The sequence below is a fragment of the Pseudomonas sp. F-14 TE3623 genome (assembly GCF_053629015.1).
This window is the reverse complement of the sequence record NZ_JBRJHM010000001.1, coordinates 5,643,749-5,657,728: the sequence shown is the minus strand read 5'-3', so window position 1 is coordinate 5,657,728 and position 13,980 is coordinate 5,643,749. Positions and strand designations below refer to the sequence as shown.

The following is a 13,980-nucleotide window of genomic DNA, read 5'->3' as shown; positions in this document are numbered from 1 at the left end:
CATTCAACGAAAATGTTGAATGTCAGACCGCTTTCGCGAGCAAGCCCGCTCCCACATTAGTTTGTGTGTTCATGTAGGCACGGCTCATCTGTCAGTGATTTTGGCCGGAATAAGCGCTGTGTCGGCTTTGCGGGCTGGTTAAGATCGTTCCATCCATTTTCCTGCCTCTGAGGTTTCCATGCACTTTTCCGATCTGCTCGACGCTGTTCGCAGCCAGCCGCAAGAGCTGTCCATTCCGGCCGAATGGGGCCAGGGGCGGGCGAGTTTTGGTGGTCTGATAGCCGCCTTGCAATACGAAGCCATGCGCGCAAAAGTCCCGGCGGATCGTCCAGTGCGTTCGCTGGCAATCACCTTTGTCGGCCCGGTCGAGCCCGATGTGCCGGTCAGCTTTGAAGTCGATGTGCTGCGCGAAGGCAAAGCCGTCAGCCAGGTACTGGGCCGGGCAATGCAGAAGGGGCAAGTGGTGACGTTGGTCCAGGGCAGTTTCGGCGCCTCGCGACCTTCCGAAGTGGCGGTCACGGCCAACGCTGCGCCCGAGATGAAACACTGGGACGACTGCCAGGAAATGCCCTATATCAAAGGGGTGACCCCGGAATTCATGCGTCATTTGGCAATGCGCTGGAGCATTGGTGGCCTGCCGTTCACCGGCAATACCTCCCGCGATATGGGGGGGTGGGTGCGCTTGCGTGGAGAAGGGAAAGACGAGGTGGTCAACGAGGCGCATATTCTGGCGCTGGTCGACGCTTGGCCGCCGTCCTTGTTGTCGCATCTGAAAAAACCGGCGGCAGGTAGCACGCTGACCTGGACCATCGAATTCGTCCAGCCGTTGCTGGCGTTGAGCACGCTGGACTGGTGCAAGTACCTGGTTGAAATCGAGTATGCCGCTGACGGCTACGGGCACGCCGCCGCAAAACTATGGAGCGAAGACGGCCAGTTGATCGCCATGAGCCGGCAGACAGTCACGATTTTCGCCTGATCAGTGACGACGACGGTGGCGTTCACGCCAAGCGCGCCACCAGCCGCCACTGAAGAAAAACCGTGGGAAGGTCAGGAACTGCTCGACCATCAGGCGTGATACCGCATCTTTGCGATCACTGAACGGCTCGGAGGCTTGCGCCTCCAGGCGGTGACCGTGACGCTGCAGACCCAGGGCGGCGATCAGGCCGATAATGCCGATCGCGATGCTCGCCAGATCCAGGCTGAACACCCCCGAGACCATCAGTAAAAACGCCACGATGAACAGCGGCACGGCAATCAGGTGCAACACCAGATTGGTCGGGTGCTGGTGATTATGCGGGTACGCTCGCCATTGCCAGGCGGGAAGGTTGGGATGACGTTTGCCCATGATGCATATCCTTTGATTCGTTGAGGCGCTTGAATAAAGAATAGGCTTGGCGCGGGCCGTCGGCGAATCAAGGCTGGCTATCGAAGTGATAGGGGTCATGGGCAATATTGATGTTGGCCGGGCTGACGCTTTCGCGAGCAAGCCCGCTCCCACATTTGATCGGTGTGAACACGGATTTTGTGTGCACCAAAAATCTACTGTGGGAGCGGGCTTGCTCGCGAAGAGGCCCTCAAAGCTTGAGTTGCCCGATGGCCTTGCTCAATTCCCCCGCCAACATCGCCAGCTCATTGCTGGTAATCGCCGAGTTCACGGTCTGCTGCACGGTATTTTCGGTCACGTCGCGAATGCTCACCACCGCCCGATTCATTTCTTCCGCCACATGGCTCTGCTGCTCGGCTGCGACCGCGATTTGCGTATTGCTTTCACGCATCTGCGCCACCGCTCCGGTGATTTCGGCCAGGGCCACGCTGGCTTCCTGAGCTTGTTGCATGCAGTCGTCCGCCTTGAACGAACTCTCCTGCATGAAGTCCACGGCGTCCCGAGTGCCGGCCTGCAGCGCTGAAACCATGGTGGTGATCTCGTCGGTGGACGCCTGGACGCGTTTGGCCAGATTACGCACCTCATCGGCGACCACCGCAAACCCGCGGCCCATTTCACCGGCCCGGGCCGCTTCGATGGCGGCGTTAAGGGCCAGCAGGTTGGTCTGTTCGGCGATGCTGTGGATCACGCTGACCACGCCGTTGATCTTCTGGCTGTCCTCGGCCAGACGCTGAATCATCTCGGCCGTTTGCTGCACGCCGGTGGACAACCCGCCAATCGACTTCTGCACCCGAGTCACCACTTCCTGGCCACTGCCGGCCAGGGTGTCGGCTGTTTGCGAGAGGTCGCGGGTGGCGCCGGCGTGTTGGGCGATGTGATGGACCGTGGCAGTCATTTCGTTGATCGCTGTGGCGGCCTGATCGGTTTCGCTTTGCTGACCGAGCATGCCGTGACGCACCTCGTTCATGCTCGACGCCAGCCGCGCGGCACCGACATCCAGTTGCCGGGCGGTGTTGGCGACAGTGTTGACCACCCGCTGGTAACCGGCCTGCATGGCGTTGAAGGCGTTGGCCATCTGCCCGACTTCATCCTTACAAGCCAGTGGCACACGGGCCGACAGGTCGCCGGTTTTCTCAACATGGAGCATCACGTCTTTCAAGGTGTTGAGTTGGCTGAGCAGGAAGCGGATCAACAGTTGCGACGCGCCGAGCATCGCCAGCATCAGAATGAACACCGCTACCGCATAGTGGGTGAAGCGTTCGCCGAACACTTGGCTCAGGCTCGGGCCATAGGCAATCACCGCGGCTTGTTGGCCGTCAGGGCGAGTGAACACCTCGGTGCCCATCAACGGGTTTTCACCGAACAGCGGCATAGCGTTGATCTCGACCCAACCGTTGGTATCGGTCAGCTCCAGCAGCGGTTGCCCATTCAGTAACGGCGCCTGCCCACGATTGAAGGTCAGCAGGTGATCGACCTTGGGCAGCGGCTGCCCGGCAGGCCAGGCATTGATCAATCGCGCCTGGGCCTGAGCCGAAGCCTGGGCGGCGTGGCTGCGGGCCTGTTGTTCGAGCTGCACGGCGTACAGCACCAGCAACAGGGTGGTGACGAAGGCGACGGCGTTGACCGCCCAGAATTTGTATTTCAGCGAGATGTTGCTAAGCCAGGCACCCATGGAGGTCTTCTCTGATAGCGGAAACAGTTTTGGCAAGGTGCCAGCATTGTGCCGCTACTCAAGGCTTCGACTCTTGATATGGGTCAACATCCCGCAGTCCCAATGTGGGAGCGGGCTTGCTCGCGAAGACGGCGGCACATCCAACATTAATGTGACTGACAGACCGCTTTCGCGAGCAAGCCCGCTCCCACAGGGGATTTTTGGTTATTGGGGGATTGAGGGCAGACCGAAAAATGCTCGCGCACAGGCTGTGCTGTGAGCAGCCAAATCTTCCACCGTCTCCCCACGATGCAACGCCACCTCACGCAACACTTCTGTCAGATACGCCGGCTCGTTGCGACCGTTCTTCGGCTTGGGACGCAGACTGCGCGGCAACAAATACGGCGCATCGCTCTCCAGCATCAGGCGTCCGCGTTTAATCTCTTTGACCAACGGATGCAGGTGCGTGCCCCGGCGTTCATCGCAGATCCAGCCAGTGATGCCGATGTGCAAATCCAGATCGAGGTAGCTGAACAGCGCCTTTTTTTCACCGGTGAAGCAGTGCACCACGGCAGCCGGCAACTGGTCGCGGTAATCACGCAGGATCTCCAGCAATCGTTGGCTGGAATCGCGCTCATGCAGGAACACCGGCAATTGCAGCTCGACCGCCATCGCCAGATGTTCCTCTAAGACTTTTTCCTGTTGCGGGCGGGGCGAGAAATCACGATTGAAATCGAGGCCGCATTCGCCCACGGCCATCACGTTCGGCTCCTTGAGCAAACTGCGCAGGCGCTGAGCGCTGTCGGCGTTCCAGTCGCTGGCCGAGTGCGGGTGAATACCGGCCGTAGCGAACAGCCGCTGAGCGCTTTCGTCCAATTGCTGGCACAGCTCCAGAGCCTGTTCGCTGCCCTCGACGCTGGTTCCGGTGAGCACCAGTTGGCAGACCCCGGCAGCGTAGGCACGGTCGAGTACAGCCTGGTGTTTGTCGGCGAAACTGGGGTTGGTCAGGTTGACGCCGATATCGATGAGTTGCATGGTGCTACCTCGGACCAAAGGCCGGAAAGCATATCAGAGCTGTAGATTTATAAGAAAAACCAAGAACTACAACCAGTTAAAGCTGTCTGTTGAGGCCGCGCGCGAGGTCAGGGTTGGTAGATTTGCCATCACTGTGCCACTCTCACGCACTTTATCAGCGCTTCAAGCGCTCTGTTCCTGTCGCTCGACGTCATGAAATCAACCATGAGGTCGACCAGTATTCTTTCCGGAGAGTGGATGATTCGTCCCTCGGTTTTGTTACTGCTGTGTTGCTCGTTGCTGCTGCCCATGCCGGCGGTTGCACGCTTGGCCGGGCCGTTGCAAGCCGTGCCGGCGGCCAAGGTCCGCGACCTGGCGGAGATTCGCAGCAGTCGTGTGTTGCGGGTGTTGGTCAACCAGAGCCGCAACAGCTCCGGCGAAGTCCAGGGCCAAGCCATCGGCGTTGAATACCACCGCCTGCGCGCTTTCGAACAATACCTCAACGGCCATGCCCGTGACGGCCAGGAAATCACCCTCAAGATCATTCCCAAAGCCAAGGATCAACTGCTCGGCGCGTTGCAGCGCGGGGAGGGTGATCTGGTCGCGCCGGGGGAATTACTCGATCCGCAACCGGGCCTCGCCGTCAGCACCAGTCAACCGATCACCAGCAATGTGCCGTTGCTGCTGGTGGGGATCAAAGGCGAACGACGTTATACCCGGCTCGAACAACTCTCGGGCAAAACCCTCGCGCTGCCCACCGGCAGTGCCGCCGGAGATGCGGTCAGTCAGATCAATCAGAAACTTGCGCTGCACAAACTGCCTCCAGTGAAAATCGAGTGGGTCGATCCAAGCCTGGCGGTCGAGGACGTGCTGGAAATGGTCCAGGGTGGGATTTTTCATCTGACGATTGTCGAGCAACCGATTGCCGAACGCTGGGGCAAGATCCTGCCCAAATTGCGCTTCGATCGACAGGTCCTTATCAGCGAGCCAGGCGAGGAATACTGGTTCGTGCGTCGTGATGCCTCGATGCTGCGCGCGAGCATCGATCGCTTTCTGCCTACCTACAAGAAACCGTCGGACCAGGATGCGGCGTTCCTGCGGATCTATCGGCGCCTGTATCAAGTGCACTATCCGTTGGCCAAGGCTGATCGGCAGCGCCTGGAAAAACTTCGACCGGTGCTGCAAAAACACGCTGAAGCCCAAGGCATGGACTGGTTGAACCTGGCAGCGCTGGCCTTCAAGGAGTCGGCGCTGCAACCCAACGCCAGAAGCGGTAGCGGCCCCACTGGCCTGATGCAAATCACCCCGTCCGCCGCCCAACGGGTTGGCGTCAGTAATATTCAAAACCTCGACGCCAATGTGCAGGCCGGCGCCAAGTACCTGGCGATGATCCGCCGCAAGTTTTTTGCCAGCCCCAAACTCAACGAGCGCGAGCGCATGGCGTTCGTGCTGGCGGCCTACAACATGGGACCGGAGCGGGTTCAAGGCATGCGCGCCGAGGCCCGGCGGCGCGGCTTGAATCCCAATCAGTGGTTTTTCCAGGTCGAGCGCATCGCCATGGAGCAGGTGGGAATGGGAGCTGTCAGCTATGTTAATAGCGTGAACAAGTATTACTTGGCGTTCGATCGGGAGCGGGAGTCGTTGGAGCCTCAGGGGCAAAAAGTGGCCTCACGGAAATGATCGACTAAGCTGATTGTTATGGTGCGTTTTTTGCGCTTTTAACATGAGTTTTACTGATTAATATAGCGGCCAACCAACACACACTCACAATGGATGACACAGCATGAGCACACTGATCAACAAGGTACTGTCCACCCGCGCGGGCTACGGTCTGACGATTCTGCGTATTTTCGTCGGCATTATCTTCGCGGCCCATGGCTCGCAGAAACTCTTCGGCGCATTCGGCGGCTACGGCATTGCCGGCACCGCGCAGTACATGGAAAGCATCGGACTGGCACCCGGTCACCTGATGGCGATCCTGGCGGGTGGTACCGAGTTCTTCGGCGGTCTGGCGCTGATCATCGGCCTGCTGGCACGCCCGGCAGCGCTGGGGCTGACCTTCCTCGCGCTGGTGGCTATTTTCACGGTGCACATCAGCAACGGTCTGTTCATGGCTAACAACGGTTATGAGTTCGCCCTGGCTTTGCTTGGTGGCAGCCTCGCGGTGCTGATCGAAGGTGCAGGCAAGCTGTCGGTCGACCGCGCCATCACCGACTGACCGCTCTCGCTCAACAAAAAGGCCTGCATTGTGCAGGCCTTTTTTGTTGCGCGTGATTCTTGACACTGTCCGGTCAGCTTCTCTAGGATGCTGCCCATGCGCCGATTTAAACAGCTACTTGCGGGGCGCCAGGTGACTCATTCAGTTGCCGATAGAAGCTTGAAACAGGCTTCGAAATACCGCTAAAGCGCTGGTTCGGTGTTGCCTCTCACCTGCCATGCAGACTTTTGAGGCAGAGACACGACACAATGAATGCATTAAGCCCCGTTATACGTCCCGCGCCGATCACGGCACATCTCACCCAGCGCAATCCAAAAATCCTGCTTGGCGGTAAACATCAGCCGACGCTTTTGCGTTACCTCGATGGCTGGCCACGTCGTACCGGTGGGCCTGCTGCCTTCCTGATTCAGTTTGTCGACGACGGCGAGTCACTGGCTCGGTTTGCCAACGACAGTTTCGATCTGGCGGTGATTCTGGCACCCAACGCCGAGGATGCGCCGGAAGTGATCAGGCAGCTGACTCGCGTGGCTCGCCAAGGGCTGATTACCCGTCGCTGAGATTCAGAGCGCTGCGGCTCAGAGCGCCGCGGCTCAAAAATACTCGATCGCCACGATATACACGCATTGTTCACCGGTCGGTGTCTGGACCCGTACTTCGGCGTCCAGCGCCTTGCCGATCAAAGCGCGCGCCAACGGTGAGTCGATACTGATCAGGCCTAGTTTCAGATCCAGCTCATCCGGCCCGACGATGCGATAGCGCGACTCCTTGCCGTCTTCATCTTCAATCGTGACCCACGCGCCAAAGTAAACCTTGTTGGGATCGCTGGGTTTCTCACTGACAACCTTGAGCGCTTCCAGGCGTTTGGTGAGAAAGCGCACGCGACTGTCGATCTCGCGCAGCATCTTTTTGCCGTAGGTGTACTCGGCGTTTTCCGAGCGATCGCCCTGTGCCGCCGCCTCGCTGACCGATTGCGTCACTTGCGGTCGGCGCACATGCCAGAGTTCATGAAACTCGGCCCGCATCCGCGCTTCACCTTCGGGGGTGATCAGCGCGGTGCCAGCGGTGCGGGGAGGGCGATAACGGCTCATGGCGACTTCTTGTGGTTGAATGCGTGATCAGAGCGCTTGAGTTTATCAACCCTCGCGCAGAACTGTCAGGGGGCTGGCGTTCAAGGCGCGGCGCGTGCCGAACACACCGGCGCCGCCGATCAGTACTGCACCGATCAGTGGCAATACCAACAGCCATGGATGCGGGTGCCAAGGCAGGTCGAAGGCATAACGGTAGAGCACCAGACTCACCAGTTCCGAACCCAGTGCCGCCAACAACCCGCTGACCGCGCCGAGCAGGCCGAACTCGATCCGCCGGGCCCTGACCAGCAACTGTCGCTCGGCACCCAGCGCTCGCAGCAATGCACCTTGGCGAATGCGTTCATCCAGCGTTGCCTGCAATCCGGAGAACAACACCGCCATCCCCGCCGCCAATACAAACAACAGTACGTATTCCACCGCCAGGGTGACCTGGCCGAGGATGCTGCGCAGCTGCGCGAGCAAGGCTTCGACTTGCAGAATGGTCACTGCCGGAAAGCTGCGGGACAGGTCGACGATCTGCTGATCGTGACCGGCAACCAGATAGAAACTGGTCAGGTAGGTGGCCGGCAAGTCCTTCAAGGTGCCGGGCTGGAAGATCATGAAAAAATTCGGCTGGAAGTTGTCCCAGTTGACTTCCCGCAGGCTGGTGACTTTTGCCTCCCGATTGACCCCGCCAACAGTGAACACCATGTGATCGCCGAGCTTGAGCTTGAGGCTTTCGGCGACTTTACCTTCCACCGATACTCCGGGTATTTCATCCGCTGGTTGCTGATCCCACCAGTTGCCGGCGGTGAGCTTGTTGCCCACCGGCAGGTCGGCCGCCCAGGTCAGGCTCAGGTCGCGTTGAATGGCTCGATCACCGGCCGAATCCTTGCTGACGATGTCCTGCACCGGTTCGCCATTAACGCTGATCAGCCGTCCCGGCACCACCGGGTACAGCGGCGCCGATTGTGCCGACAACTCCATCAGTCGATCGGTAAACGCTTGCTTGTCCGCCGGTAGAATGTTCAGGGCGAAATAATTCGGGGCATTTTTCGGCAACTGGTTTTGCCAGGTGTCGAGCAGTTCGCCACGCAGCAAAGCGATCAATGCCATGGACAGCAGAATCAAACCGAAGGCCAGGGCTTGACCCGCCGCCGCCAGTGGATGGCGCAGCAGTTGGCCCAACCCGAGGCGCCATGGCAATGAAGCGCGCGCCAGCATCTGGCGCAGGCTCTTCAATAGCAGCAACAGCAAACCGCCAAGCACCAGTGCCGCAATCACACCGCCGCCGAGCAGGGCGAAGGTCAGCAACAGGTCCAGGCTCAAGCGCCACATGATCAGGCCGAGGGCGCCCAATGCCGCGCCATAGACCATCCAGGTGCCGGATGGAATCGGCAGCATGTCGCGACGCAACACGCGCAGCGGTGGCACTCGACCCAAAGCTGCCAATGGCGGCAGGGCGAAACCGGCCAGCGCGACCAGCCCGGTGCCGATCCCGGCGAAGGCCGGGAACAGACCCCCGGGTGGAACATCGGTCGGCAGTAAATCACGCAGCAGCGCAAACAGCCCGAGCTGTGCCAGCCAGCCGAGCAGGGCGCCGCTGATGCTGGCGAGCAGTCCGAGTACGGTCAGTTGCAGACTGAACAGCACCATGGTTTCGCGACGGGACAGACCCAGGCAGCGCAGCAATGCACTGGCATCGAATCGGCGAGTGGCGAAGCGTGTCGCCGACAACGCCACCGCCACACCGGACAACAGAACCGCCACCAGACTGGCCATGTTCAAATAACGTTCAGCCTTGCCCAAGGCGCCGCCAATCTGTCGATTGCCGTCCCGGGCATCCTGTATGCGTTGGTTGGCCGCCAGCCCGGGTTTGATCAGTTGACGATAGGTTTCCAGCGCCTCGGCTTTGCCGCGCCAGAGTTCGCGGTAACTGACCCGGCTGCCGGGTTGCACCACACCGGTCGCTTCAAGGTCGCCAAGGTTGATCAGCACCCGCGGTGTCAAGCTGTAGAAATTGCCGGCGCGATCCGGTTCGTAGGTCAGCACCCGCGCCAGCGTCAGGGTTTTCATGCCGACATCGATGCTGTCGCCGATCTTCAAGTCCAGTGCGGTCAGCAGTCGCGCTTCGACCCAGGCTTCGCCGGGTTTCGGACCGCCACCGGGTTCTTCCGGCGCGAAGGGCGCTGGGGCGCTTTTCAGTTCACCGCGCAACGGGTAGACGTCATCGGCGGCTTTGATACTGGACAGCTGAATGCCGTTGTCGGTAGCGATGACGCTGGAAAACTCCACCACCTGAGCGTGCTCAAGGCCCAGCTCCGTGCCGCTTCTGACCTGCTCGGGCCGCGCCGGCGAGCTCCCTTCGAGCACCAGATCGGCACCGAGAAATTCGGTGGCGCGCAGCATCATGGCGCCGTTCAGGCGGGCACCGAAGTAACCGATGGCGGTACTCGCTGCTACGGCCACCAGCAAGGCGAAGAACAACACGCGCAACTCACCGGCGCGGGCATCGCGCAACAGTTGGCGGATGGCGAGACTGAACAGGCGCAACAGCGGCAAGCGTGCCATCAAGGCTCCAGAGGGGCGACCAGCAGGCCGGCTTCAAGGCGGATCAGGCGCCGGCAGCGATGTGCCAGGCGTTCATCGTGGGTCACCAGCACCAGGGTCGTGCCGCTTTCCTGGTTGAGTTCGAACAGCAGATCGCTGATGCGCTCGCCGGTATGGCTGTCGAGGTTGCCTGTGGGTTCGTCGGCGAACAGCACGTCGGGCTCGGCGGCGAACGCCCGGGCAATCGCCACGCGCTGCTGCTCGCCACCGGAAAGCTGACGCGGCGAATGGGTCAGGCGCTGGCCCAGACCGACTCGTTGCAGCAGTTCGGTAGCCCGCTCGCGGGCGTCTTTGCGGCCATCAAGCTCAAGCGGCAACATGACGTTTTCCAAAGCGTTGAGGCTGTCGAGCAGCTGAAATGATTGAAAAACAAACCCCACGTGCTCGGCGCGGATGCGCGCGCGCTGATCTTCATCGAGATTGCTCAGGCCTTGCCCGGCGAGGGTGACTTCGCCGCTGCTCGGTAGGTCGAGGCCGGCGAGCAGGCCCAGGAGGGTGGATTTGCCAGAACCGGAAGCGCCGACGATGGCCAGGCTATCGCCCTTGTTCAGTTCCAGGCTGAGTTCGTGCAGGATAGTCAGTTCACCTTCCGCGCTCGGAACCACTTTGCTGAGGTTCTTCGCGGTGAGAATGCTTGCGCCCATGGAGAATCCGATGCGAGTGTGGTTTTTGAGTGCTGGCCTGGCCTTGATGTGCATGGCCCAGAACGCAGCGGCGGGTACAGTCCTGATCGTTGGCGATAGTATCAGCGCCGGTTTCGGCCTGGATACCCGCTTGGGGTGGGTGTCATTGCTCGAGCAACGGCTCAAGCGCGAAGGTTTCGACGATAAAGTGGTCAATGCATCCATCAGCGGCGACACCAGTGCCGGAGGCCGGGCGCGCCTGCCGGCGCTGCTTGCAGAGCATAAGCCTGCACTGGTTATCCTCGAGTTGGGGGGCAACGATGGGTTGCGCGGAATGCTGCCAACACAATTGCAACAAAATCTTGCGTCGATGATCGACAGCTCCCGCGCCAGTGGTGCCAAGGTATTGCTACTGGGTATGCAACTGCCACCCAACTACGGTGTGCGTTACACCCAGGCCTTTGCCGAGGCTTACACCAAGGTAGCCAGCGAGAAAAAAATCCCGCTGGTGCCGTTTTTTCTCGACGGTGTGGGCGGTCATCCGGACCTGATGCAAGGCGACGGACTGCACCCGGCTGCGGCCGCTCAGGACAAGTTGCTGGAAAATGTCTGGCCGACACTGAAACCGCTGCTTTGACGCTTTTCTAGCGGCGGTGTTTCGGCTAAGGTGGCGCCCCCGATTTGGAGCCCCCGATGCCGCGTCCTGCCTGGTCCCTTTTTGCCTACCAACTGATCGAGCCTGACGAACAGCTGGATCTGTTCGCCTGCCAGGAAGTGCGGGTGCATCTGGTGACCCGTCAACTGGAGTTGGGCGGCTCGGCGGACCGAACCTTGTGCGGCAGCCTGTTGCCGGCGCAACCGCGCTGGTCGAGCGTTGACCGCACCGTGTTCCAGGACCAGCGCCTGTGCTCGCTGTGCCGGGCCATTCTGGAATCGCAAAAACGCGGCACCTCGCCGATCTGGCCTGAGTTGCGGTTCGAGCTTTAGATCCCTGTGGTGAGGGGCTCCCTCCCCACAGGCAAGCCCCTCACCGCCGATCCCCCCAACCACAGGTCTTTACGTCTCCCCGAAATAACGGGCGGCGGTGTACAATCCCGTTTTTATACCCTTGTCGATCATGCGAAGGATTTTCCGGATGTTGCCGCGCTTTCCCGCCGTCACCCGCTGCCTGTCTCTTGCCGCCCTCTGTGTCGCGGGTCCGGTAGCAGCATTGGAGCTACCCCTGCCACCCCCTGGTGAAGACATCATCGGTCAGGTGCAAGTGATCAAGGCCAAGTACGAAGATACCTTCGCCGACCTTGGCACCACCTACGATCTGGGCTATTCGGAAATGGTCGCGGCCAACCCAGGCGTTGATCCATGGTTGCCGGGCGCCGGTACCGAAGTGGTGCTGCCGACGCGCTTCATCCTGCCGCCGGGGCCCCGTGAAGGCATCGTCATCAACCTGGCTGAATACCGTCTTTACTATTTCCCGAAAGGCCGGAACGTGGTGTACACCTTCCCGCTGGGTATCGGCCGTGAAGGCTGGGGCTCGCCGATTGCCCATACCAGCATCGTCGCCAAGACGCCGAACCCGACCTGGACGCCTCCAGCGTCGATCAAGGCCGAGCACGCCGCCGATGGCGATCCACTGCCGAATGTGGTGCCGGCCGGCCCGGACAACCCGCTGGGGCCGTTCAAGTTCACGCTGGGCACTCCGGGCTACCTGATCCACGGTTCGAACAAGAAGTTCGGTATCGGCATGCGCACCAGCCACGGTTGCTTCCGCATGTTCAACAACAACGTGCTGGAAATGGCCAGCATGGTGCCGGTCGGGACGTCGGTACGGATCATCAACGACCCGTACAAGTTCGGCCTCAGTGGCGGCAAGGTTTATCTGGAAGCGCACACGCCGCTGGACGATATGGGCAACCCTTCGGTGGTCGACAAGCACACCGCAGTGATCAATGCGATGCTCAAGCGTGAGGACATCACCAACAACTTGCGCATGAACTGGGATGTAGTGCGTGATGTGGTTGCCGCTGAAGATGGTCTGCCGGTGGAAATCGCCGTGCCGAATGCATCGGCGTCGATGGTAACGAGTGCACCGATCGACCTGCAGCAATAACCCGTTAAAGCAACCCGCCGATGCAGGCCGCATCGGCGGGTTTTTTATGGCCTGCAGAAACAGCGGGCAATAAAAAAGCCGACCCAAAAAATGGGTCGGCTTGATAACAATCCCGAAGGACTATTACTTGCGGCTAGCTTTTTCCAGCATGCGCAGAGCACGCTCGTTAGCTTCGTCAGCAGTCTGTTGTGCTTTTTGAGCAGCAGCCAGAGCTTCATCAGCTTTACGGTAAGCTTCGTCTGCACGAGCCTGGGAGCGAGCTGCTGCGTCTTCAGTAGCAGTCAGACGTGCTTCGGTTTCTTTCGATACGCTGCTGCAACCGGTAGCCAGAACTGCGGCCAGAGCCAGAGCAGAGAATTTCAGAACGTTGTTCATCGTGTTCCCCTTCAAGGACTTTCTATTAAGTAGCTGTCTCCTCAGAGTGAGGAAATAGCCGGCGTACATACTACCCATTACTTGTAGTAAGTAAACTGACGTAGAGCAAGAAGCAAAAAAAATTGTAGGCGTTGATTCTTTTTCGAGCAACTTTTAACTGCATTGTATAAAAAATATCCAGCTGCGAGGCCCGAGCTGAGCGAGCCGCCGAGGAAAAGTTCCCGGTGTCGGCAGCTGTTTTTCAGTCTCGACTAAAGTCTGTCTAGATGGAATCGTCCACACTTTTGTTCGGATTTTGTGCAGCGGCTCTCATATCTTTATCCATGTTGAGGTGACTTAAACAGAGGGCGCTCGTCTTATGTCTCAATATCCGGCAATGTTCAGGCCTGAACTCGGGAGTATCCCGTTCGAGCCGCCCCTGCATTACCCCAGGCAACACCCGCCTGCCAGCATGACGAGCGTCCCTTGAGCATTTCTGCCAATGGTGCCTACTATTTGATACGTGCTCGGTTTCGCGAGATTGGTGTTGCTCTCTCGGTGTCCATTCAGGCACGGGGTGGCGTAGATGTTCCTTCGCCGGAAAAACATCGGTAAGGTAGGGGTCAGAATTAAAGACCCGCGAGGAGTAGTGATGAGCGAGGCGTTGTCCATCCACCATGACCAGGCTGGTCATCAGTTCGAGACCACTGTGGACGGTTATCGTGCCTACCTGACCTATATGGATCTGGGAAAACAGACCCTGGATATTTATCGTACCTTCGTGCCCAACGCGCTGCGTGGTCGCGGCATCGCGGCGGCGTTGACCGAGCAGGCACTGCAATACGCCGAGGAAATGGGCTACACAGTCATTCCATCGTGTTCCTATGTGGAGCGCTACATGGAGCGTCACGCGCGGCATGCAGCCAAGCTGTGAATAAAGCGAGCGCATAAA

At 59.7% G+C, this 13,980-nt stretch carries 15 protein-coding genes; 8 read left to right on the top strand and 7 right to left on the bottom strand.

From position 1 onward, the window contains the following. Positions 1–178 precede the first annotated feature (178 nt). Positions 179–976 carry an acyl-CoA thioesterase gene (locus AB7M29_RS26270; RefSeq protein ID WP_052964055.1) on the top strand — a complete coding sequence of 266 codons (798 nt, stop codon included), beginning with the start codon at positions 179–181 and terminating at the stop codon, positions 974–976. Here the strand turns inward: AB7M29_RS26270 and AB7M29_RS26265 are convergent, their stop codons facing one another. The 3 genes from AB7M29_RS26265 to AB7M29_RS26255 all read right to left on the bottom strand — a co-directional run bounded on the left by AB7M29_RS26265 (position 977) and on the right by AB7M29_RS26255 (position 4,070). Further along, entirely contained in the window at positions 977–1,345 is a 369-nt protein-coding gene (locus AB7M29_RS26265) for an Mpo1-like protein (RefSeq protein ID WP_217858828.1), read from the bottom strand. Positions 1,346–1,574: 229 nt separating this feature from the next. After that, positions 1,575–3,056 carry a methyl-accepting chemotaxis protein gene (locus AB7M29_RS26260; protein WP_454248338.1) on the bottom strand — a complete coding sequence of 494 codons (1,482 nt, stop codon included), beginning with the start codon at positions 3,054–3,056 and terminating at the stop codon, positions 1,575–1,577. 204 nt (positions 3,057–3,260) lie between these two features. Further along, on the bottom strand, positions 3,261–4,070 hold the full coding sequence (locus AB7M29_RS26255; protein WP_454248337.1) for a TatD family hydrolase: 810 nt from the start codon (positions 4,068–4,070) through the stop codon (positions 3,261–3,263). A 237-nt stretch (positions 4,071–4,307) separates the two neighbouring features. Here AB7M29_RS26255 and AB7M29_RS26250 point away from each other — a divergent pair, with 237 nt between their 5' ends. The 3 genes from AB7M29_RS26250 to AB7M29_RS26240 all read left to right on the top strand — a co-directional run bounded on the left by AB7M29_RS26250 (position 4,308) and on the right by AB7M29_RS26240 (position 6,824). Then, positions 4,308–5,729, top strand: a complete 1,422-nt coding sequence (locus AB7M29_RS26250) for an MltF family protein (RefSeq protein ID WP_217858832.1) — start codon at positions 4,308–4,310, stop codon at positions 5,727–5,729. A 103-nt stretch (positions 5,730–5,832) separates the two neighbouring features. After that, positions 5,833–6,267: a DoxX family protein gene (locus AB7M29_RS26245; protein ID WP_217858825.1), complete on the top strand. Its 435-nt coding sequence runs from the start codon at positions 5,833–5,835 to the stop codon at positions 6,265–6,267. A 248-nt stretch (positions 6,268–6,515) separates the two neighbouring features. Continuing rightward, entirely contained in the window at positions 6,516–6,824 is a 309-nt protein-coding gene (locus AB7M29_RS26240) for a hypothetical protein (RefSeq protein ID WP_052964043.1), read from the top strand. A gap of 33 nt (positions 6,825–6,857) precedes the next feature. On the opposite strand, the gene greB is transcribed toward AB7M29_RS26240, so the two are convergent. From greB to AB7M29_RS26225, 3 genes are read right to left on the bottom strand one after another with little or no spacing between them, the layout of a single operon-like run. Then, positions 6,858–7,355 (bottom strand): transcription elongation factor GreB, encoded by a 498-nt coding sequence (gene greB / locus AB7M29_RS26235; RefSeq protein WP_038982199.1) that lies wholly within the window; start codon positions 7,353–7,355, stop codon positions 6,858–6,860. Between the two features lie 45 nt (positions 7,356–7,400). Then, a complete protein-coding gene (locus tag AB7M29_RS26230; protein ID WP_454248336.1) occupies positions 7,401–9,905 on the bottom strand; it encodes an ABC transporter permease in 2,505 nt (834 codons plus the stop codon). Next, the gene (locus tag AB7M29_RS26225) at positions 9,905–10,588 is read right to left on the bottom strand and encodes an ABC transporter ATP-binding protein (protein ID WP_007899869.1); all 684 of its coding nucleotides are present in this window, start codon (positions 10,586–10,588) and stop codon (positions 9,905–9,907) included. The genes AB7M29_RS26230 and AB7M29_RS26225 overlap by 1 nt, the downstream gene beginning before the upstream one ends. Before the next feature lie 10 nt (positions 10,589–10,598). Between AB7M29_RS26225 and AB7M29_RS26220 the strand changes: the two genes are divergently transcribed. The 3 genes from AB7M29_RS26220 to AB7M29_RS26210 all read left to right on the top strand — a co-directional run bounded on the left by AB7M29_RS26220 (position 10,599) and on the right by AB7M29_RS26210 (position 12,674). Further along, positions 10,599–11,204, top strand: coding sequence for an arylesterase (locus AB7M29_RS26220; RefSeq protein ID WP_217858823.1), 606 nt, complete (start codon positions 10,599–10,601; stop codon positions 11,202–11,204). Positions 11,205–11,260: 56 nt separating this feature from the next. Then, positions 11,261–11,554 carry a hypothetical protein gene (locus tag AB7M29_RS26215; RefSeq protein ID WP_007899882.1) on the top strand — a complete coding sequence of 98 codons (294 nt, stop codon included), beginning with the start codon at positions 11,261–11,263 and terminating at the stop codon, positions 11,552–11,554. Positions 11,555–11,702: 148 nt separating this feature from the next. Further along, entirely contained in the window at positions 11,703–12,674 is a 972-nt protein-coding gene (locus tag AB7M29_RS26210; protein ID WP_052964037.1) for a L,D-transpeptidase family protein, read from the top strand. A gap of 123 nt (positions 12,675–12,797) precedes the next feature. On the opposite strand, the gene oprI is transcribed toward AB7M29_RS26210, so the two are convergent. Continuing rightward, positions 12,798–13,049: an outer membrane lipoprotei OprI gene (gene oprI, locus AB7M29_RS26205; protein WP_003172710.1), complete on the bottom strand. Its 252-nt coding sequence runs from the start codon at positions 13,047–13,049 to the stop codon at positions 12,798–12,800. Between the two features lie 631 nt (positions 13,050–13,680). On the opposite strand from oprI, the gene AB7M29_RS26200 reads away from it, so the two are divergent. Further along, positions 13,681–13,962 carry a GNAT family N-acetyltransferase gene (locus tag AB7M29_RS26200; protein ID WP_007899932.1) on the top strand — a complete coding sequence of 94 codons (282 nt, stop codon included), beginning with the start codon at positions 13,681–13,683 and terminating at the stop codon, positions 13,960–13,962. Positions 13,963–13,980 lie beyond the last annotated feature (18 nt).

Bases quoted from the DNA above. Each gene is read 5' to 3' on its own strand.
- AB7M29_RS26270 (WP_052964055.1), top strand. From the start codon at position 179: ATGCACTTTTCCGATCTGCTCGACGCTGTTCGCAGCCAGCCGCAAGAG.
- AB7M29_RS26250 (WP_217858832.1), top strand. From the start codon at position 4,308: ATGATTCGTCCCTCGGTTTTGTTACTGCTGTGTTGCTCGTTGCTGCTG.
- AB7M29_RS26200 (WP_007899932.1), top strand. From the start codon at position 13,681: ATGAGCGAGGCGTTGTCCATCCACCATGACCAGGCTGGTCATCAGTTC.
- AB7M29_RS26215 (WP_007899882.1), top strand. From the start codon at position 11,261: ATGCCGCGTCCTGCCTGGTCCCTTTTTGCCTACCAACTGATCGAGCCT.
- AB7M29_RS26240 (WP_052964043.1), top strand. From the start codon at position 6,516: ATGAATGCATTAAGCCCCGTTATACGTCCCGCGCCGATCACGGCACAT.
- oprI (WP_003172710.1), bottom strand. From the start codon at position 13,049: ATGAACAACGTTCTGAAATTCTCTGCTCTGGCTCTGGCCGCAGTTCTG.
- AB7M29_RS26255 (WP_454248337.1), bottom strand. From the start codon at position 4,070: ATGCAACTCATCGATATCGGCGTCAACCTGACCAACCCCAGTTTCGCC.
- AB7M29_RS26220 (WP_217858823.1), top strand. From the start codon at position 10,599: ATGCGAGTGTGGTTTTTGAGTGCTGGCCTGGCCTTGATGTGCATGGCC.
- AB7M29_RS26245 (WP_217858825.1), top strand. From the start codon at position 5,833: ATGAGCACACTGATCAACAAGGTACTGTCCACCCGCGCGGGCTACGGT.
- AB7M29_RS26230 (WP_454248336.1), bottom strand. From the start codon at position 9,905: ATGGCACGCTTGCCGCTGTTGCGCCTGTTCAGTCTCGCCATCCGCCAA.
- AB7M29_RS26265 (WP_217858828.1), bottom strand. From the start codon at position 1,345: ATGGGCAAACGTCATCCCAACCTTCCCGCCTGGCAATGGCGAGCGTAC.
- AB7M29_RS26225 (WP_007899869.1), bottom strand. From the start codon at position 10,588: ATGGGCGCAAGCATTCTCACCGCGAAGAACCTCAGCAAAGTGGTTCCG.
- AB7M29_RS26210 (WP_052964037.1), top strand. From the start codon at position 11,703: ATGTTGCCGCGCTTTCCCGCCGTCACCCGCTGCCTGTCTCTTGCCGCC.
- greB (WP_038982199.1), bottom strand. From the start codon at position 7,355: ATGAGCCGTTATCGCCCTCCCCGCACCGCTGGCACCGCGCTGATCACC.
- AB7M29_RS26260 (WP_454248338.1), bottom strand. From the start codon at position 3,056: ATGGGTGCCTGGCTTAGCAACATCTCGCTGAAATACAAATTCTGGGCG.